Genomic DNA, 20,648 nt, shown 5'->3' with positions numbered 1-20,648 from the left:
CAGATAAATAACAAATTAAAAAAAACAGATGAATTACGACGTTATTGTTTTAGGCAGCGGCCCAGGTGGTTATGTAGCTGCAATCAGAGCTTCACAATTGGGACTAAAAGTTGCCATTGTAGAGCGTGAATCATTAGGTGGTATTTGTTTAAACTGGGGCTGTATCCCTACTAAAGCACTTTTAAAAAGCGCTCAGGTTTTCGAATATATTAATCATGCTGCTGATTACGGAATTACTACTGCCGGTGCCACTGCAGATTTTGCAGCTGTGGTAAAACGCAGCCGTGGCGTTGCCGATGGCATGAGCAAAGGCGTTCAGTTTTTGATGAAAAAAAATAAAATTGACGTGATTATGGGAACTGGTAAAGTAAAACCAGGGAACAAATTAGAAGTTAAAGGTGCTGATGGATCTCAACAGGAACTAAGTGCTAAAAATATCATCATTGCTACTGGTGCCCGTTCGAGAGAATTGCCAAACCTTAAACAGGACGGCAAAAAAATCATAGGCTACCGCCAGGCCATGGTACTTCCCGAATTACCAAAAAGTATGGTGGTAGTGGGTTCTGGTGCTATCGGTGTAGAATTTGCCTATTTCTACGCTACTATGGGCACTAAAGTAACCATCGTAGAGTTTATGGATAACGTTGTTCCGGTTGAAGACGAAGATGTGTCTAAACAATTATTGCGCAGCCTGAAAAAAGTGGGCATCGATGTAATGACTTCAGCAAGTGTTGAATCGGTTGATACCAGTGGTGCAGGTTGTAAAGTTTCAGTTAAAACAGCTTCAGGTATGCAAACCATCGAGGCCGATATCGTGCTTTCGGCAGCTGGTATTGTAGCCAACATCGAAAACATTGGTTTAGAAGAAGTAGGCATCAAAACTGAAAAGGGCAAAATTGTTACTGATGAGTTTTACAATACTTCTGTAAAAGGTTATTATGCAATTGGTGATGTAGTTGGCGGACAAGCTTTAGCACACGTTGCTTCTGCAGAAGGAATTATCTGTGTAGAAAAAATTGCTGGTCAGCATGTTGAGCCTTTAGATTATAACAACATCCCGGGATGTACTTATTGCACACCGGAAATTGCTTCTGTTGGTTATACCGAAAAAGCGGCAAAAGCAGCAGGTTACGAATTAAAAATCGGTAAATTCCCTTTCTCAGCTTCGGGTAAAGCAAGTGCTGCCGGTGCAAAAGATGGTTTTATCAAATTAATTTTTGATGCTAAATACGGCGAATTACTAGGTGCACATATGATCGGTGCGAACGTTACCGAAATGATTGCAGAAATTGTAGTGGCCCGTAAATTAGAAACTACCGGACATGAAATGATAAAATCTGTTCACCCTCACCCAACCATGAGCGAGGCCATTATGGAAGCTGCTGCTGATGCATACGGTGAAGTAATACATTTATAAAATAAACATCTGGATTAACGTCTCATTTTTTTACATTGAAAAAAACTTTCTTTTTAGCTGTGCTTTCTATTTTAAGCACAGCTCAATTTTTATATGCTCAAAAAAACATCCTTAAAGGCTATATCATTAAATTAAATAACGATACAGTTAAAGGATATATTGATTATAAAAACTGGAATAAAAATCCTGTATCAATCCATTACTACCCTACTTTAAATGATAAAGCACAAAGCTTGGATGTAAAAAGCATTAATGGTTTTGGAATTACCGACGATAAATACGTGGAATCGTATGTTTCAAAAGCGGTAAAACTTGAAACATCTCCACAACAATTAGGTAAACTAGGCTTCGATAAAGAACCTTCATTTGAAGATAAAGTTCTTTTTCTCCATATTTTAAATGAAGGCGATCTAACTTTACTTAAATATGTGGACGACCGAAGCCATTTTTTTATCTATGACGGGAACAAGACCGAAGAATTGATCAACAAGCGATATTATGTTAACGAATCAAAAAATCAGATTGCATATAATTCAGCTTATAAAGAACAACTTAAGGATCTGTTTATCAACAATAAAGACATCAATGAAAACGATATAGAAAAAGTTAGTTTTTTTGAAAGCGAAATTATCAGAATAGTTCAAAAATACAATCAGTCCAGGCCAAATTCATATAAGCCGATCAGCACTAAAAATGAGAAATTAACAGCTAAGTTCGGTCTTATTTTAGGCGGAAGTTATTCAACTTTATCTTTCAGAGATGTTGATTTTAAAGGTTCAACCAGTATTATTCCGGGGGTGTCCTTATTATTAACAATACCTCGGTCGTCAGAAAAATTGGGCATAAACTTCGATTTAGCCTATCGTTCATTTAAATTTGATGGTACATACCAGGATAAGCAATCTGATTTTCAATATTCAAATCAAACTTATGCTTTTGATGGAAAATATTTAAAGTTGAGCGCGATGTTCAGGTACACATTCGCTAATACTTCACTTAAACCTTTCATAAATTTGGGCGTTAGTAGTGCTTATGCTTTTAAACTTGAAGAAAATACAATTTTCGAAGATACTTTTCATTCAACAACAACTGTGAACCAACGTAATTTTTTCGATGAACTTCGTAAATTCGATCAGGGCGCTCTTTTTGGTGCAGGATTAGCCATTAAACACTTCAGAATTGAAGCGCGTGGAGAAATCTCAAATGGATTTTCAACAATAACAGCTATAAAAACAGGGATAACCAGTGGTTATCTCTTAGTAAACTATCAATTTTAGGTTTTTATACCGTAATTTAAGAAAACCCTTTAGTTAAAGCTAAAGGGTTTTCTTATTTTAGCCCGAGTTACATCACACATTTTACCTTTTACATCTTTCAAATGAAACTCCACACTATAAACACAGGCTTATTTAAATTAGATGGCGGTGCCATGTTCGGCGTTGTACCTAAGGCCATCTGGCAAAAAACCAATCCTGCCGATAGCAATAACCTCTGTACCTGGGCCATGCGCTGTTTATTGATAGAAAAAGGCAATCAATTGATTTTAGTGGATACCGGCATCGGAAATAAACAGGATGAAAAATTTTTTAGCCATTATTATCTGCATGGTGATGATTCTATGGAGAAATCACTTGCACAATTAGGCTTCAGTACTGCCGATATTACCGATGTTTTTCTCACCCACCTCCATTTCGACCATGCGGGCGGGGCAATCGTTAGAGAAAATGAAAAACTGATTCCTGCTTTTAAAAACGCAATCTACTGGAGCAACGAAAAACACTGGGAATGGGCCGTTGAGCCGAACGCAAGGGAGAAAGCTTCATTTCTAAAAGAAAATATCCTGCCAATACAAGAAAGCGGTCAGCTTAAATTTATAAAGGAGCAGGAAAATATAGAGTGGCAGAAAAATATCAATATCAGCTTTGCCTATGGCCATACTGATGCCATGATGCTGCCAAAAATTAATTATAAAGGAAAGACCATTGTGTATATGGCCGATCTTTTACCTTCAGTTGGTCACCTGCCCCTACCCTATGTAATGGCTTATGATATGTTTCCGTTAAAAACACTGACAGAAAAACAGGCATTTTTAGAAGAAGCGGTTAACAATAACTATGTATTATATCTTGAACACGATCCCATTAACGAATGCTGCACCTTACAACGCACCGAAAAAGGAATCCGTGTAGCAGAAAATTTTAATTTGAATGATATATAAATGATCAGACCAGCCAGCCCCGCAGATGCAGAAGAAGTAGTGCCATTGATTATCCAGGCGATGGGTAAACTGGCGAATAAATTAACCAATATTGATGAGGAGAAAGTTTTAATAGAAATCTTTACTTATTTTTTTCAACTAAAAGGCAATCAATACAGTTATGAAAACACACTGGTTTATGAAGAAGAAGGTAAAGTTCTCGGATCACTGAACGCTTATGATGGAGGAAAGCTGCCAGAACTCCGCAAACCATTTCTGAATTATGTAGCCGAACGCTACCAAACAAGCAAACTCAATCAGGGCACAGAAACTGAAACTGGGGAATTCTACCTCGATAGTATTAGTGTTAATCCTACAGCCCAGGGAAAAGGAATTGGGAAACAGCTGATTATTGCAGGCATAGATTGGGCTGAAAAACTCGGTCACCATACCGTTGGCTTGTTGGTAGAAAATAATAATCCTGACGCCCAAAGGCTTTACAAAAAAATGAATTTTGTTATTCAAAACGAAAAACAATTTATGGGTGGATTATATCACCACATGGTTTTTAAAATCAAATAATCTGCCTCTGGTCATTCACCTGGCACTGCCAAGCGCCCAACTCCAACTGCTTCCAAAATTTATTTCCATTTTTATTTGTATTTAATCTAAATAATACCAATTTTTGTAAACGATGGAAAAAGCATGTATCGACATTAACGAACTGGTTAACGTATTCTCAAATACCCATGGTTCTATTTATCAGTCTGATAAATTAAATTGCTTTTATGTAGATTTTGGCGGCAAGTTTGCCCGCTTTAACTGCCTGTCACTTCAAAAACTAAAAACGGTTGTCGAAAATATTGATATCGAAGCCCTTCTTTTAAATACCCACAAAGCCGATTTCGAACTGGTTACCTTTAATGGTTGCGAGCACATTTATTTATTAAGTGCTTTAGAAATTATCGCATTGAAAGATTTACTGCAAGGTACTTTTACCATGTTCAAGCTTAACCACATCATCAGCGACTGCCTGTATAGATTAGTTTACTAATTAATGGTTAATCGGTTAATTGTCTAAATTGGTTAACTGACACCTGCATGGGTTCATTAGCCATTAGTTTTTATTAGTTCATTAGTCATTTGTTTATAGGTATTGCAAATTGGTTAACTGACTCAAAACTCCTAATCGGGTTAATTGGTTAACTGTACAAATTGGTTAACTGACTCAAAACTCCTAATGGGCTAATTGGTTAATTGTACAAATTGGTTAACTGACTCAAAACTCCCAATTGGGTTAATTGGTTAACTGTACAAATTGGTTAACTGACTCAAAACTCCTAATCGGGTTAATTGGTTAACTGTACAAATTGGTTAACTGATCCCAAACGCCAGGCCCAAAACTTCTAACTGAAAATTGCTAACTGCAAACTGATCATTGTTAATTAACCATCACTACTCATCTGATCCTCAAGCACTATCCGTTTCGCGTTATTCTTCCATTTTTCATCATCCGTCTAACCTCTTACATCATCCATCCTGCCTTATTTAAACTCATTACAAATAACTAATTATCAGCAATTTAGACTAATTTCATATAGCAAATAAATTATAATTACGAACAAATTCGATTTACATTTGTATTGTTATTAAAGTACAGAAATATGAAAGATCTAATGCGTATCAAATGTTTAATATCTCAGGATATCGAAACATTATTAAATCAGCAAATTAAAAAAGAAGCTCACTCTTCATCACTATATTTATCAATGTCATCCTGGTGTGACCAAAATGGATTCGATTATTCAGCAGATTATTTTTTAAAGCAATCTGAAGAAGAAAGAGTACACCAGTTAAAATTATTCAAATATGTGCTGGATATGGGCGGAAATGCAATCTCTCCGGAAGTTTCAGGCATTAAAACTGACTTCGCCGGATTTAGAGAAGTTTTCGAAGATGCTCTAGAAGCAGAAATCGCCATTACACAGAGTTTTAAAAACCTGGCTGCAAGATGCCATAAGGAACAGGATTTTGTAACCATGGAATTCTTAAACTGGTTCTTAAAAGAGCAACGTGAAGAAGAATACAAAGCACGCAGAGCGTTAGAGTTGTTCGAGGTTATTGGTGAAGAAGGTACCGGAAGATGGGAAATCGATAAACATGTGAACAAAATCTCTTATTCAGAAGAATAACAACAACAAAACATATATTGAAAAGCTATCCTGAAAAGGGTAGCTTTTTTTGTGCTGTGATTTTTATTTCTGTTATCTCAAATAGAAAGCTCGTCATTGCGGGAGGCTTTTTCAGCCGATAGCCTGTTTTGATTTTTAGGGAAAGCAATTTTCTACAGTCCGCTACCTCTACCTCCTTACTAATACGCCTCTTTCTTAAAACTCATCAATGCCATCAAAATTCAAGTCCTTAAATCCATCAATAAAAAAGAAAAGCTCCGGTTTTACCGGAGCTTTCTTAGTTTAGGTTGTTTGGTTTATGTTGATTATGAATAAGTCTTGAAATTTTTATAAAAAAAGCGCCGTTACCAGCGCTTTTTTTAAACCAAATATATAATAATAATTAACGAGCATTACAAAAGTACAAACTTTATTGATATTCGCAAGTATTTTTAATAAAAAACTTAAAATTTTTAATAAAAAAAAAAAAAAAACACATCTAATAAATTAAAAATTAAATAAAAAAACATATAAAAACCAATTTTAACACAATAAAATAGCATTATTTTAAAAAATTAATGCACTTAATTAAAATAATTGGATAAAAAATGATAATATTTCATAAAATATAACCCAAACATCACACAAAAACCTCACAAACACAGATTATTATAAAATATTCATTTAAATTTCAATAAAATAAAGATTTGATGGACTGAATTATCGCACAGAATTTAAACAAACACCAGAAAAAAAATAACAATACCATGCATATGTTATGTATCCCACGATAGTTTACAATTTGAAGTTAACAGTTAGCAGTTTGAACTAACCGCAAACTAAAAAACTGAAAACTGTGTACCGAAAACTGCTAACTGATAAACTTTTTTTCTAAATTTGCGCCTTTTACAAATAACAATATGATTAAGAGACAGCAAATTAAAGATTTATTAAAGTCGACAGCATTTGACACAGAAGTAACGGTTATGGGATGGGTTAGAACCTTCCGTAATAATCAGTTTATTGCCTTAAATGACGGATCTTGCATGAGCAATATCCAGGTTGTGATCGATTTTAATAATTTACCTGATGAGCTGTTAAAAAGAATAACAACCGGCGCAGCCATTTCGGCAACAGGTAAACTGATCGAATCGCTTGGTAAAGGTCAATCTGTAGAGGTTAAAGCTAGCAGTGTAGAAATTTTAGGTGACAGCGATCCTGAAAAATTCCCTTTACAGCCTAAAAAACACAGTTTAGAGTTTTTACGTGAAATTGCCCACCTGCGTTTCCGTACCAATACTTTTAATGCCGTTTTTAAAGTACGCCATGCCCTGGCTTTTGCCATTCACCAGTTTTACAACGAACGTGGTTTTGTGTACATGCACACTCCTATTATCACGGCCAGTGATGCAGAAGGTGCGGGCGAGATGTTTAAAGTAACCACTTTAGATTTCGACAATACGCCGCGCGCTGAAGATGGTAAGGTAGATTTCTCACAGGATTTCTTCGCCCGCGCAACTAATTTAACGGTATCAGGACAGTTGGAAGGTGAATTGGCAGCGATGGCTTTTGGCAAGATTTATACATTCGGACCAACTTTCAGGGCCGAAAATTCGAATACTACACGTCACCTGGCTGAATTTTGGATGATTGAACCTGAATTTGCTTTTGCTGATTTAGAAGATAACATGCAACTTGCAGAAGACATGATGAAGTATGTGATTAAATATGCTTTAGACAACTGCAAGGATGAATTAGAATTTTTAAACAGCCGTTTAGCGGAAGAAGATAAACAGAAACCTCAGAATGAGCGCAGTGAATTGAGTTTATTGGAGAAACTGGATTTCTGTTTGGCAAATGATTTTGAACGTTTAACTTATACGGAAGCCATCAGGATTTTAAAATCTTCGAAGCCAAACCAAAAGAAACAGTTTAAATACCTGATTGACGAATGGGGAGCTGATTTGCAAAGCGAGCACGAGCGTTTCCTGGTAGAAAAACACTTTAAAAAACCGGTAATCTTAACCGATTATCCTGCTGATATTAAATCATTCTACATGCGCCAGAACGAGCCGGATGCTGAAGGCAGACAAACTGTTGCCGCAATGGACATCTTATTCCCCGGTATCGGTGAAATGATTGGCGGATCGGCCCGTGAAGAGCGTTTAGACCGCTTAACGAAACGTATGGAAGATTTAAATATCCCTCAGGACGAACTTTGGTGGTATCTGGATACCCGCCGTTTTGGTACTGCACCACACGCTGGTTTTGGTTTAGGCTTTGAACGTTTGGTATTGTTTGTAACCGGAATGACCAACATCCGCGATGTAATTGCTTTCCCAAGGTTCCCGAAAAACGCAGAGTTTTAGGGTTTAGGGAAACAAATAGCCCATTATCAAAGAAGTCAAGTTTTAAAAACTTGACTTCTTTTTTTTATGACGTAGTGAAAGATAAACATGGCTGAACCACAGATAAAAAGGATGCACACAGATAAAAATCCGTGTTTATCTTTGTGCATCTGCGGTTAAAAAACCTTAACTTAATTACCCGGCGAGACGCTCGTGGGCAGAAACGTTTTGTGTTTTAAACATTAATAGTTTCCCTATCACTGCCACCTAAACCTGATTGGAGCGAAAAGCCCGCAGCATAGCGAGGACTTGCAGCGTAAAGCAGGACTGAACAATCCCAAGCACTACTGCACCTGCTTTTCTAAAAAAAAGGTATATTTTACTATCTGGAAAGACTTTCGAAGTTTGTTAACTACCGCCCATCATCATGCATGGTATCGCTATACGGATTGGCATGCGCATAATCTACTGCCGAAACTTTATAATCGGTTGGTGCAAAGCTGGCCGAAGTGCTCAATGCCATCCCCAGTTCGTAGCGGGTTGGATAAGGTGTTTGCAATAAACTGCCTGCTGGGATGTATGGAAAACTCTCTAAATAACTCTGCATTACACTCGGGCTCACCCTCCTGTTGATATAAGCGCGGCTTAACTGATGCGTTTCCCTTAAACCCGCAGCGCCCAGCAGCTCTACAGCGCTGGCTACGGTAAGGTTATGGAAATTTTTAACGCGAACGGTTTTATCCTCAACCACAAGACCTTTCATTAAACTCTGATCTTGCGTAGCCACGCCTGTTGGGCAGGTATTGCTGTTACACTCCAAAGCCTGGATACAGCCTAAAGCAAACATCATTCCGCGGGCTGCATTACACATATCGGCACCAAGGGCAATGTTTTTAACCAGATCGAAACCTGTAGCCACTTTACCCGAAGCAATAATTTTTATGTGTTTTTTAAGGTCGAAGCCATTTAGTACATCGTAAACAAAAGCAACACCTTCGCGTAGTGGCATCCCTACCGAGTTAGAAAACTCCTGTGGTGCAGCACCTGTTCCACCTTCGCCACCATCTACGGTAATAAAATCGGGATAAATTTTGGTTTCTACCATTGCTTTGCAAATGGCGTAAAATTCGCTTTTGCGACCGATACATAATTTAAAACCAATGGGTTTGCCGCCCGATAAATCACGAAGTTTCTTAACAAACTCCAATAAACCGATAGGCGTATTAAAGGCAGAGTGTGCAGGTGGCGACAATACATCTTTACCTTCGGGTACCAAACGGATCCTGGCCACCTCCGGCGTTACTTTTTTAGCCGGCAACATCCCGCCATGCCCCGGTTTAGCGCCCTGCGAAAGTTTAATTTCGATCATTTTTACCTGATCGGTTTTGGCCCTTTCGGCATAGGCATCATAATTGAAAGTTCCATCGGCATTACGGCAACCGAAATAACCGGTACCAATTTGCCAGATTAAATCGCCACCCGGCTGACGGTGATAATCGCTGATTCCCCCCTCGCCTGTATTGTGTGCAAAATTGCCCATTTTGGCACCACCGTTTAAGGCTAAAATGGCATTCTGGCTCAAAGAACCAAAACTCATGGCCGAAATGTTATAAATACTGGCCGAATAAGGCTTTTTGCAATCTGGTCCGCCTACGGTAACGCGTGGATCTAAATTTAACTCGTGGTGCGAAATGGCGGCGATGCTATGGCTTAACCATTCGTAACCGTTATCATAAACGTTTAACTGCGTTCCGAAAGGAATGGTATCGTTATCTTTTTTGGCACGCTGATAAATCAACGAGCGGTTTAACCTGTTATAAGGTGTACCGTTGGTATCGCTCTCTACAAAATATTGGTAAACTTTCGGCCTCAGCTCTTCCATAAAATACCTTAAGCGACCAAATACAGGATAGTTTCTTACGATACTGTGTTTAGGCTGGTATAAATCGTAAACACCAAGCAGTACAAAAGGACCGGTGAAGATGAATGTCCACCATAAAAAAGGATGGTACAAGCCCAGCATAATGGTTAGGGCAATTAAAAATGCAGCAATGGCGACAAAAGCTTTTCTCATGTTGTTATTGTTAAGTATGATATCTGCACTGTAGAAGGATAATTTTGTTATCTTCTACCTTGTAAACAAGTCTGTGTTCTAAATTAATCCTCCTCGACCACCACCCGGAGTATTGATGTTTCAGTGGCTCCGGCTTCCCGGTTCCTTCAAAAGGCGTACGTTCGATTTCTTTTATGAGGGCATTTATCTTCTTGAGCACCGATTTATCAACCGATTGCCAATAGAGATAATCCTCCCATGCACCATCAAGAAACAATTTAATCATTATCGATCAAATCTTTTTCCTTAGCTAAACCATCCTCATAATCTTTTAGTCCCTGCTCAAGCCTCATTGCATTTTTTGGGCTTTTTAACAGATAAAAAGTTTCCTGCATACTATCATAATCTGCTTTCGATAGCACAACAACGTCTTCTCCTTTTGCCCGGGTAACAAATAAAGGGGTATGATTAGTGAAAACCTTATCTAAATAAGACTTTAAACTTTGCCTGAATGAGGTATAATTTGTGATTTCCATAATACTCGTTTATAATCTTCAAAATTAAAGATAATAAAAAACCTGTACAATTATTTGTACATATTTAGAACGTTTATGATTAATGTTATTTAAACAACAAACGCATTAAATTGTTATTTTTACGCTATGCTTATTAAGATTTATCCGGAAAACCCAAACGAAAGGGCTATTGAACAAGTTGTTGAAGTGCTGAAAAAAGGTGGCCTGATCATCTATCCAACGGATACGATTTATGGTTTGGGCTGCGACATCACTAATCCAAAAGCGATTGAAAAAATCTGCAGAATCCGTGGCATCAAACCCGAAAAGGCTAATTTCTCTTTCATCTGTCACGATTTAAAGCACATTTCCGATTACATCAAACCGATTGATAATACCACTTTCAGGGTGTTAAAGAAAGCTTTACCGGGTCCGTTTACCTTTATTTTTAACGCCAATAACAATGTACCTAAATTATTAAGTTCCAATAAAAAAACGGTGGGTATCCGTGTGCCCGATAACAACATTGCACGCTGTATTGTAAAAGAGCTGGGCAACCCCATTCTTTCTACCTCGATAAAAGATGATGATGATGTAATCGAATATTCTACCGATCCGGAACTGATCCACGAGAAATACGAGGACCTGGTTGACCTGATTATCGACGGTGGCTATGGAGATAATGAGGCTTCTACGGTGATTGATTGTACCACGGGTGAGTTTGAAGTAATTCGTGAAGGCAAAGGAAATATTGAGGAGTATTTGTAAGCTTTTTCTAGTAGAGCCAGATCGCCTGTTTTACCAGGCCTGTTAGATTGCTTGTTTTTTGGAAATGATGGTTTCAGTTCCCTGTAGCGCCTCTAGCCCTGCTTTACACTTCAAGTCCTCCCCGATTAAAATCGGGATGCGGGCTTTCCGTTTCAATCAGGCTTATTAACAAAGGGTGCTCTCCGAAGGTGAATAGCATTAGAATTAAAGCAGGTTTTATCATATTTGTATTTCGATTCGAATTTGTCAGATTGAATCGTATCGTGCGGGTTTTTGGCATCATGCTGGCTTGCTTAAAAAATTCCGCATCCCGCACCGAAGCACATCGTCAATCCCAGGTGGCAGCCAAATCAACTTTCGTTTCGCAGAAACAAACAAAACAAAGTGCCGCTGTTTTTTTGATGAGCGTGGGTAGTGAGGAGCCACATAGCCGGATTGACAAAGCGCTTTGGGTACTTTGGCGCTCCAAAGTACCATGCCTCGCGGCATAGAGCGGAAAGAAAATCCTTCTTAACAATTGTACATAAAATCTGCAGACATGAGAATGCAAAAATTCCCATATCCTAAGAATTTATCAACATTTCAACTATATATCAAAGAAATATATAAATTTATGTTTTTAAAAGTTTATTCCCCAAGCTTTTAGCCAAACTAACAACTAAATTAATATAACTGTAATACTGAATTAACATTCTACCTCTATTTTCGTAACCTAATCACTCTATATGGCGCTACCATTACTCCAGTAACTGTTTTCCGGTTAAAATCAGCCAAATAGTGTTCGCAATACAGCTATATATAAAATATAGCCAAAATTGTTTGCGCTAAATGATCAAAATCCTTTAATCCCAATCCTTATTATTCTTGTATGGCAAAACTTTACTTCTAATCATTCAAATCCTTGCGGGACCGTTCCCGAAAAATAAAGCAATTACTCCTGATTCGCTTCACTAACTTATTCAAAAAAATCATCCATCATTTCATATCCCTAAACAAATTATATGAAAAAACTTTTACTATTTTGTTTTACAATGCTTTTGGCAACATCGATATTTGCCCAGAGTTTTAGCGGAACGTACAATTTTAGCAGCGTTTCTACTACCACAGGTAAAACTGATCCTACTGCAGTTCCAACCGCAACAGGGGTTACCTTTGGTTCTTTTACGGCCAACGGAGCTGTTTCTACCAATCCGAATGCAAGTGGCAGGTTTTCTTTTACCAGCCAGCCAACCGGGGCAACTAATGCCAGTGATCTTTTTACAGGCGCAATAGACTTAACTAAATATTACGAAGTAACCATTACGCCGGCTTCGGGTTATACCTTAAACATTACCGGAATTAAGTTTTCAGTACAACGCTCGGCAACCGGGATCAGGCAGTACAGTGTCCGTTCGAGCAAAGACGGTTATGCAGCTAACTTACCGGCAAGCATATCGCCTGCCAATTCAGATTTACAGGTGGTATCTGGAAATGTATTTCAGGTAATCGATATAGCAACAGCTGCTGAGGTAGGCAGTACCATTACCTTAACCGGTTTCACCAGTATTGCTACCGCAACCACTTTTCGTTTTTATGGTTACAATGCCGAAGCTTCCGGGGGTACCTTTAGTATAGACGACGTTGCAATTTCAGGATCTGCGGTTTCTGCCACTGATAACACACCGCCTGTAAATGCCGCTACCTACCCAAAAACTTCGAATATCACCTCAACAGGTTTTAACCTTACCCATAATATCGATGAAGCCGGTAAAACTTATTATGTTGTTACCGCATCAGGCAGCCCTGCACCAAGCCCTGCACAGGTAAAAACCGGTTTAAACGGAAGCGGTACAACAGCGATTAAATCGGGTTCGTTAACCAATGTGGCCAATACCGATGTAAGTACTTCAGTTACGGGATTAACTGCGGCAACAAATTATGCTGTTTATGTAGTAGCCGAAGATGTGGCCACCACACCAAATATACAAACCACCGTATCGCTTTTAAATGTAACCACACTTCCTTTGGTAGATGTTACGCCACCCGTTTTTGCTGCAAATTCGCCTGCAGTAACGGGTATCGGTACCACTTCGTTTAACTTAAGCAGCAACATTAACGAGCCTGGTAAAACTTATTACGTTTTAGTAGCAGCCACTGCCCAGGCACCAAGCCCTGCACAGGTAAAGGCAGGACTCGATGGTTCAAATGCGGCAGCACTAAAATCAGGCTCACTTAACAATGTTGCCAATACAGATGCAACTGCAGGCATTACAGGTTTAACCGCCTCAACTGCTTATAAATTATATGTAGTAGCAGAAGATAACGCCACTTTGCCCAACCTGCAAACCGCTGCTGTATCAATAAACATTACCACTTTTGCCCCGCCTACCATTATCATTAGCCAGTATTACGAAGGCTCGGGTGTAAACAAATGGATAGAATTAACCAACTTAAGCAACAGTCCCGTTAATACCTCTACCCCACAGTTAAAACTGGGTTTATGGAACATTTCGGGCGATGCAGGCAACATCAATATCACCGGGGCACCATCGCAGGTGTACAACTTAACAGTAACCATACCGGCCAGGGGAACCGTGTTGATCGGAAATACCAACAATTCGCCTGAAGAAATCCCATACCTTACCGCCGCAAGTGCAGCCGAAACAAGCAATTCTGTAATTAACTTTAACGGTAATGATGGCGTAGCGCTTCTGGATGCTAACAACAACATTATCGATGCTTTTGGCCAGGATGTAAACGCGAAAGATGTTTCTTATGTAAGGCACCTTGATGTTGCAACAGCAAGCTCAACCTTTATCGCCGACGACTGGACCAGATTAACCGTAGATATTGTAAAAGATGCAGTAGATGATGATGATGCCAATAAACTTGGCGTTCATTTTCCACCAAACCTGCCTAACTGTGCCGCACCAACTATTGTGCCGGGCAATGCTCAATTTACCAACACCACACCAAACAGCATTTCGTTTACCTTCACCAAATCAGACGATGCGACCGAATACCTCATCATCAGAAGTTTAAACAGCACGCTTTCTGTTAACCCGACCGATGGAACAACTTATGCTGTAAGTACTGCATTGGGAGGCGGAGTGGTAGTAGCCCGCCAGGCCACACCTGCCTTTAACAATACCGGTTTAACAAGCGCCACCAAATACTATTATTTTATTTATGCCCTGAACAATACGTCTTGTCTGGGTGGCCCTAAATATTTAACCAGCGCACTCATTGCAAGCGAAACCACCAAAACGCTCCTCCCTTGTGTAAAACCAGCCAGTCAGCCACAAAATTTCCTGGTTACCAATGCCAACCACAACTTTGTTCAGGCCTCTTATGCAGCTGCAGCCAATGCCGACGATTACCTGGTGGTAATGGCCACCAAACCATCACTTACCGCTTTGCCAGCCGACCAAACCGTTTATAACGTAGGCGACAACCTGGGCGGTGGTATTGTAGTGAAAAGCGGTGCAGGTACCAGCTTTACCCGATACGGACTTACACAAAACACCCAATATTACTTCTTTATCTTTTCGGTAAACAGCAATTGTACCGGAGGGCCATTGTACCTGACCACAAACCCGCTCGTGGGGCAGCACAAAACCAGTATCCTCGATGTAAACAAACTGAATTTCTATTATGGCAACCTGCACAGTCACAGTAGTTATTCGGATGGTAACCAGGATGATAAAACCAAAATCCCTGTTGATGATTACGAGTTCGCAAAGAAATCGATGAACCTTGATTTCCTCGGTATATCGGAGCACAACCACTCGCAGGCCGGTATGATGAAAGCAAATTGGCAGAAAGGTATCGATCAGGCCAAAAATGCGACTACACCAACTTTCCTCGCCTTACACGGTATGGAATGGGGCGTAATCAGTGGCGGCGGTCACGTAATTGTTTATGGTATCGATTCACTGGTGGGATGGGAAAACGACAACTACGACATCTTTGTACCGAAAAACACCTATACCGGCAACACCGGATTATTCAGAATCATTAACAGGCATGGTTTAAATGCGGTAGCTACACTGGCCCACCCAAATACCACCGATTATAATAATTTAGTAGCCAATTACGATATCAGTGCCGACAGTGCAATTGTAGGAACTGCGCTTGAAAGCGGTCCGGCCACTTCAAAAAACATTACCTATTCAGATCCTGCCAGCTCAATGAGTTACCTGAGCTATTATAACAGGATGCTTGCAAAAGGTTATCACCTGGGTGCCACAATCGACCACGATAACCACAACCTTACTTTCGGTCGCCATACCAAGGCCAGGCTGGTAGTACTTTCGCCCGCCCTCACCGAAAACGACATCCTCGATGCCGTTAAAAAAATGCGCTTTTATGCTTCAGAGGATTCGGCAGCCAAAGTGCTTTTCACCATCAATAAACAACCCGTTGGCAGCGTATTTACCGTAGCAGGCGCACCACAGATCGAGGTTACTTCTAAAACCACAAAAGATGTAACCAGTATTAAATTAATGTATGGCGAACCCGGTACCGGAGTAAACCCAACAGAACTCTTAACCAGTACCACAGGTCAGTTAACCTATAGTCACACTGCCCTGGCCAATTTAAAAACAGGTTATTATTATGCAGACATTGTTGAATCAGACGGAAGCAGGATCATTACCTCCCCTATCTGGTACACCAGAGATGATGCTGTTGTAAAAAAAGATCAGCAAATCACTTTTACGGCCACCAAAACCGTTACCTATGGCGATCCTGATTTTGATGCCGGCGCAACCAGCGACAATACCAGCATCAATATTGTGTACACCAGCAGCAATACCAGTTTTGCAAAAATCAGCAATAACGATATTCAGATTGTTGGCGCAGGTACCGTAACCATTACCGCTACCCAACCGGGTGATGCATTTTATAACGAAGCATCAAAACAATTAATCCTGACGGTGGCTCCTAAACCAATCAATGTAAAGGCCGACGCCAAAACAAAGGTTGAAGGAACGGCAGATCCGGCATTTACCTATGTTTCTAGCCCAGCTTTATTGGGTACCGATGTATTTACAGGCGCCTTAACAAGAGATGCAGGCGAAACTCCCGGCGATTTTGCCATCAAAGTGGGTACCCTCGCCATTAATCCGAATTATGCGATTAACTATACCGCAGCCAACCTGCATATTTATGCCAAGCCGGTTGCAGCCTTAAGCGGTAACATTTCTATCCCGGTAAATACCACCGCACCGGCAATTACCTTCACCGCAACCGCAGGTACCGCACCATTTACTTTTAAGTATAATATTAATGGCGGGGCGAGTCAAACTTTAACATCAACAACAGGCACTGCAACCATCATCCCACCAAGCAATACCGTGGGTACCTTTGTTTACACAGTAACCAGCATTGCAGATGCTTACAGTACACAGCCTCAAAACATTTCTACTACCGTTAAAATTAACCCTATCCCTGTGGCTGGCATTGCCGGAACTACCGCCTTATGTTTAAACGGCACTGCACCAACAATTACTTTTACCGGTGGAAACGGAACAGGTCCATATGTATTTACCTATAACATTAACGGCGGTACAAGCCAAACGGTGAGCACTACAGGAACCAACACAACAGCTACCCTAACCGCTCCGGCAAACGTTGCAGGTACCTTTAACTACAATTTACTTCAGGTGAGTGATGTAAACGCAGGGCAGGCACAAAGCGGAACCGCAACCATTACGGTAAGGGCTTTGGCTACTGCAAGCATTTCGGGCTCAACAGCAATACCAAACCTTGCTGCAGCACCTAATATTACTTTTACCGGAGCCAACGGAACCGCGCCATATACCTTTACCTATAATATTAATGGCGGGGCAAACAGAACGATAACTTCAACAGGCAATACGGCAACCGTTTCTGCGCCAACTTCGGCAGTAGGAACATTTGTATATAACTTAGTCAGCGTGGCTGATGTAAACTGTGGTCAGCCGCAAACCGGTTCAGCAACCGTAATTATCCGTCCATTACCAATAGCCACCATTGCAGGTAACGCTTCGGTGTGTAACTTTGGTTCATCGCCAAACATCACCTTTACCGGATCAGTTGGGACGGCTCCTTACACTTTTACCTATACCGTAAACGGCGGCAGCAACCGTACCGTAACCACCAATTCAACTACTGCTACAGTTAGTGCGCCAACCAACGCGGTGGGTACATTTACCTATACATTAGTGAGCGTGGCCGATGCTTATGCCAGTCAAACACAAACCGGATCTGCAACTGTGACCGTAAATGCTTTACCAGTGGCTTCGATCAGCAGCAATAAAGGTTTGTCCATTTCCAAAGGTGATGCCATCGTGTTAACCGCAAGCGGTGGTACACAGTACAACTGGTCGGGCGCCGATATCATTAGCGGACAGAATACGCCTGCTTTAACCATCCGCCCCAAACAGAGCGGCACTTACCGCGTTACCGTAACCAATGCAAGCGGTTGTGTGAGCGATCAGACCATTTCCATTACAGTAATTGACGATTATAAACTGGAAGCCAGTACAGTAGTAACACCCAACGGGGATGGTTACAACGATAAATTTATCGTGAAAAACATCGATTACTATCCGAACAATACCTTAAAAATATTCGATAAGGCCGGAAGGATGTTATACACCAAACACACGTACACCAATGATTGGGATGGAACCATAAACGGCAGTCCGTTGAGCGAAGGCACCTATTATTACATCATCGATTTGGGTAATGGCATCGGTACATTTAAAGGTTATATCAACATCATCAGAGACTAATTACAGACATGAGAGCAATTACAAAAAACATAAAGCAAATGCGTCGCGTAACGTTTCTATTTGCTGCAACTACATTATTTTTCGGATCTGCAAAAGCGCAGATCCTTCCACTCAATGCACAATATTTCCAGAACCGTTACCTCATTAACCCCTCAATGGCCGGTATCGACGAAGGTTTTAACATCAACGGGAGTTTCCGCAAACAGTGGTCGAACATTCCCGGAGCACCCATTACCCAAAGCGTAACTTTAGACCAGCAGGTAAACAAAGTGGGCTGGGGCGTAAACATCTACAATGAGAAATCGGGCGGGATCCAGCGTACTAAGGCGGTTGGAACTTTTGCCTATCACCTGCCATTAAACAGCAACGACCAGAAATTAAATTTCGGGATCTCTTTCGGCGCAAGTCAGGATAAACTTGATTTAAGCAGCATAAGGAACAGCGACATTAACGATCCTTCTATTGCCCGTTTTAACGACAGGGGCTATTACCTGGACGGCGATTTCGGGATTTCTTATACCTCCAAAGGATTAACTGTTGAAGGCGCTGTGCCCAACATGCGTTCAGTTTTCAGAAAAGACGATTTAAATTTTGCCGATAAACCCACCTTTTATTCTGCAGTAAGTTACAAATTCGCTTTAGGATCGGGCATTAATGGCATTAGCCTCGAGCCAAAAGGTGTTTTCAGGGGCATTAAAAACTACGAAAATTTATGGGATGCAGGTGTTAACGCCAACTTTGCCAACGATAAATTATACCTGATGGCCATGTACCACAACACGCAAAATGCTACCGTTGGCTTCGGAATGAACTATAAATCGACTTTATATTTTATGGCGTACTACAATACCGCCACTTCAGCCATCAGCGGTTATACCGACGGTGATTTCGAAGTGAACATTCGTGTAAATATTAGCAAGAAACCATAACATAATTATTCCAAAAAACTGTTTCAGTTTTAAAAAATGGTCGTGATTCCGAATAATCGAGGATTTTAATGCTTAAAGCATTACATTTTTACCAAAGCCGCAGAATAAAATCTGCGGCTTTTTTTATGGATCGCAGTGTCCCTATCCGCCTAACGGCACCTTTCCCCTGAAAGGGAAAGGCCTTGAAAAACAAATTACCGCACCCTGCAATATGCTCCATGCGATCTGCTCTCTGGTATCGGCCTCGCAGATTTCCGCTGGAAAAAGCACGAAAATCTTTGCAGCTCCCCTCATTATCCCACAGCTCAAGGCAGGATCAAAGCGGGAGCGGTGGGGATAAGCAAGGTTAAGAGCCTAGATGCTGCCGCAATCAAGATTTCCGTGGCTTTTACAAGGAAGGATGCAAACCTTGATTGTTGGTTTCTTTATCATCAAGGATAAAGAAAGAGCCCCTCGGTGGCGGCGAACCGATAGAAAATTTTAATCTGTAGAGTTTAATTTAATAGATTTCTCCATTACGCTGCGCTCCAGTCGAAATGACGGATTGTTCGCGGTAGAAATTACGCGTGATATTTCTTTGCTCCCTGCTACCGGCCTCGCAGATTTCCGCCGAAATAAGCATTGAAATTCCTGCAGCCCACTCTCAATACCTCACTGCCCAAGGCAATATACAGTCCCGATTTTTCATCGGAACCTCCATATTGCCGCAATGAGAATTTCGATAGCTTAGTTCAAGAAAAGGTGCAAGCCTTGGGTTTTTGTTTCTTTTGGGCCAAGCCAAAAGAAAGAGCCCCTCGGCGGCGGTGAGCCGAGGCAAGACTGAGTAAGGGGCAAAATAGAAAAGAAACTTAGCCAGTGAGCAAACATAAACCAGTAATCAACACTTAGAGATCCTTCATGCCTCAGGATGACAATAACTCTTTTTAATGGGATTGCGGCAATGAGCCGATAGAAAATTTTAATCTGTAGAGTTTAATTTAATAGATTTCTCCATTACGCTGCGCTCCAGTCGAAATGACGGATTGTTCGCGGTAGAAATTATGCGTGATATTTCTCTGCTCCCTGCTATCGGCCTCGCAGATTTTCGCCGAAATAAGCATTGAAATTCCTGCAGCCCACTCTCAATACCTCACTGCCCAAGGCAATATACAGTCCCGATTTTTCATCGGGCCCTCCATATTGCCGCAGTGGGAATTTCGATAGCTTAGTTCAAGAAAAGGTGCAAGCCTTGGGTTTTTGTTTCTTTTGGGCCAAGCCAAAAGAAAGAGCCCATCGGCGGCGGTGAGCCGAGGCAAGACTGAGCATAAGGCAAAGGAAAACTTAGCCGGTGAGCAAACACAAACCAGTAATCAACACTTACAGATCCTTCGTGCCTCAGGATGACAATAATTCTTTTTAATGAGATTGCTTCGGCTCGCTCAAACCCAGCCTCGCAATGACGAAAATTGGTTTTTAGTTACCACATCAGTAACCCTTAAAAATCTACCAGAAA

General features: G+C 40.7%; 13 protein-coding genes. 10 read left to right on the top strand and 3 right to left on the bottom strand.

The window, feature by feature from the left end:
* The first annotated feature begins 28 nt into the window (after positions 1-28).
* The 7 genes from lpdA to asnS all read left to right on the top strand — a co-directional run bounded on the left by lpdA (position 29) and on the right by asnS (position 8,154).
* Positions 29-1,417: a dihydrolipoyl dehydrogenase gene (lpdA, locus tag ACTJKC_RS14855; protein ID WP_440793038.1), complete on the top strand. Its 1,389-nt coding sequence runs from the start codon at positions 29-31 to the stop codon at positions 1,415-1,417.
* A 35-nt stretch (positions 1,418-1,452) separates the two neighbouring features.
* Positions 1,453-2,694, top strand: a complete 1,242-nt coding sequence (locus tag ACTJKC_RS14850; RefSeq protein WP_440793036.1) for a hypothetical protein — start codon at positions 1,453-1,455, stop codon at positions 2,692-2,694.
* Between the two features lie 101 nt (positions 2,695-2,795).
* Positions 2,796-3,635 (top strand): MBL fold metallo-hydrolase, encoded by an 840-nt coding sequence (locus ACTJKC_RS14845; RefSeq protein WP_440793034.1) that lies wholly within the window; start codon positions 2,796-2,798, stop codon positions 3,633-3,635.
* Complete coding sequence (locus ACTJKC_RS14840; protein ID WP_440793032.1) at positions 3,636-4,196, top strand: N-acetyltransferase family protein; 561 nt, start codon at positions 3,636-3,638, stop codon at positions 4,194-4,196.
* Positions 4,197-4,308: 112 nt separating this feature from the next.
* On the top strand, positions 4,309-4,668 hold the full coding sequence (locus tag ACTJKC_RS14835; RefSeq protein ID WP_344850027.1) for a hypothetical protein: 360 nt from the start codon (positions 4,309-4,311) through the stop codon (positions 4,666-4,668).
* Between the two features lie 610 nt (positions 4,669-5,278).
* Entirely contained in the window at positions 5,279-5,806 is a 528-nt protein-coding gene (locus ACTJKC_RS14830; protein ID WP_344850023.1) for a ferritin, read from the top strand.
* 899 nt (positions 5,807-6,705) lie between these two features.
* Positions 6,706-8,154 carry an asparagine--tRNA ligase gene (asnS, locus tag ACTJKC_RS14825; RefSeq protein WP_440793030.1) on the top strand — a complete coding sequence of 483 codons (1,449 nt, stop codon included), beginning with the start codon at positions 6,706-6,708 and terminating at the stop codon, positions 8,152-8,154.
* A gap of 391 nt (positions 8,155-8,545) precedes the next feature.
* Here the strand turns inward: asnS and ACTJKC_RS14820 are convergent, their stop codons facing one another.
* From ACTJKC_RS14820 to ACTJKC_RS14810, 3 genes are read right to left on the bottom strand one after another with little or no spacing between them, the layout of a single operon-like run.
* Entirely contained in the window at positions 8,546-10,207 is a 1,662-nt protein-coding gene (locus ACTJKC_RS14820; RefSeq protein ID WP_440793028.1) for an FMN-binding glutamate synthase family protein, read from the bottom strand.
* Between the two features lie 10 nt (positions 10,208-10,217).
* The gene (locus tag ACTJKC_RS14815; protein ID WP_029275821.1) at positions 10,218-10,472 is read right to left on the bottom strand and encodes a Txe/YoeB family addiction module toxin; all 255 of its coding nucleotides are present in this window, start codon (positions 10,470-10,472) and stop codon (positions 10,218-10,220) included.
* Positions 10,465-10,722, bottom strand: coding sequence for a type II toxin-antitoxin system Phd/YefM family antitoxin (locus ACTJKC_RS14810; RefSeq protein WP_187594123.1), 258 nt, complete (start codon positions 10,720-10,722; stop codon positions 10,465-10,467). The genes ACTJKC_RS14815 and ACTJKC_RS14810 overlap by 8 nt, the downstream gene beginning before the upstream one ends.
* A gap of 126 nt (positions 10,723-10,848) precedes the next feature.
* Here ACTJKC_RS14810 and ACTJKC_RS14805 point away from each other — a divergent pair, with 126 nt between their 5' ends.
* From ACTJKC_RS14805 to ACTJKC_RS14795, 3 genes are all read left to right on the top strand, one after another.
* A complete protein-coding gene (locus tag ACTJKC_RS14805) occupies positions 10,849-11,469 on the top strand; it encodes an L-threonylcarbamoyladenylate synthase (protein ID WP_187594122.1) in 621 nt (206 codons plus the stop codon).
* A gap of 1,001 nt (positions 11,470-12,470) precedes the next feature.
* On the top strand, positions 12,471-18,227 hold the full coding sequence (locus tag ACTJKC_RS14800; protein ID WP_440793024.1) for a CehA/McbA family metallohydrolase: 5,757 nt from the start codon (positions 12,471-12,473) through the stop codon (positions 18,225-18,227).
* Positions 18,228-18,235: 8 nt separating this feature from the next.
* Positions 18,236-19,156 (top strand): PorP/SprF family type IX secretion system membrane protein, encoded by a 921-nt coding sequence (locus tag ACTJKC_RS14795; protein ID WP_440793022.1) that lies wholly within the window; start codon positions 18,236-18,238, stop codon positions 19,154-19,156.
* The last annotated feature ends 1,492 nt before the right edge of the window (positions 19,157-20,648 follow it).

The organism is Pedobacter sp. 22226, assembly GCF_052045455.1.
Taxonomy (GTDB): Bacteria; Bacteroidota; Bacteroidia; order Sphingobacteriales; family Sphingobacteriaceae; genus Pedobacter; species Pedobacter jeongneungensis.
The sequence above is the reverse complement of the archived record's forward strand: the minus strand, read 5'-3'. Positions and strand labels throughout refer to the sequence as shown.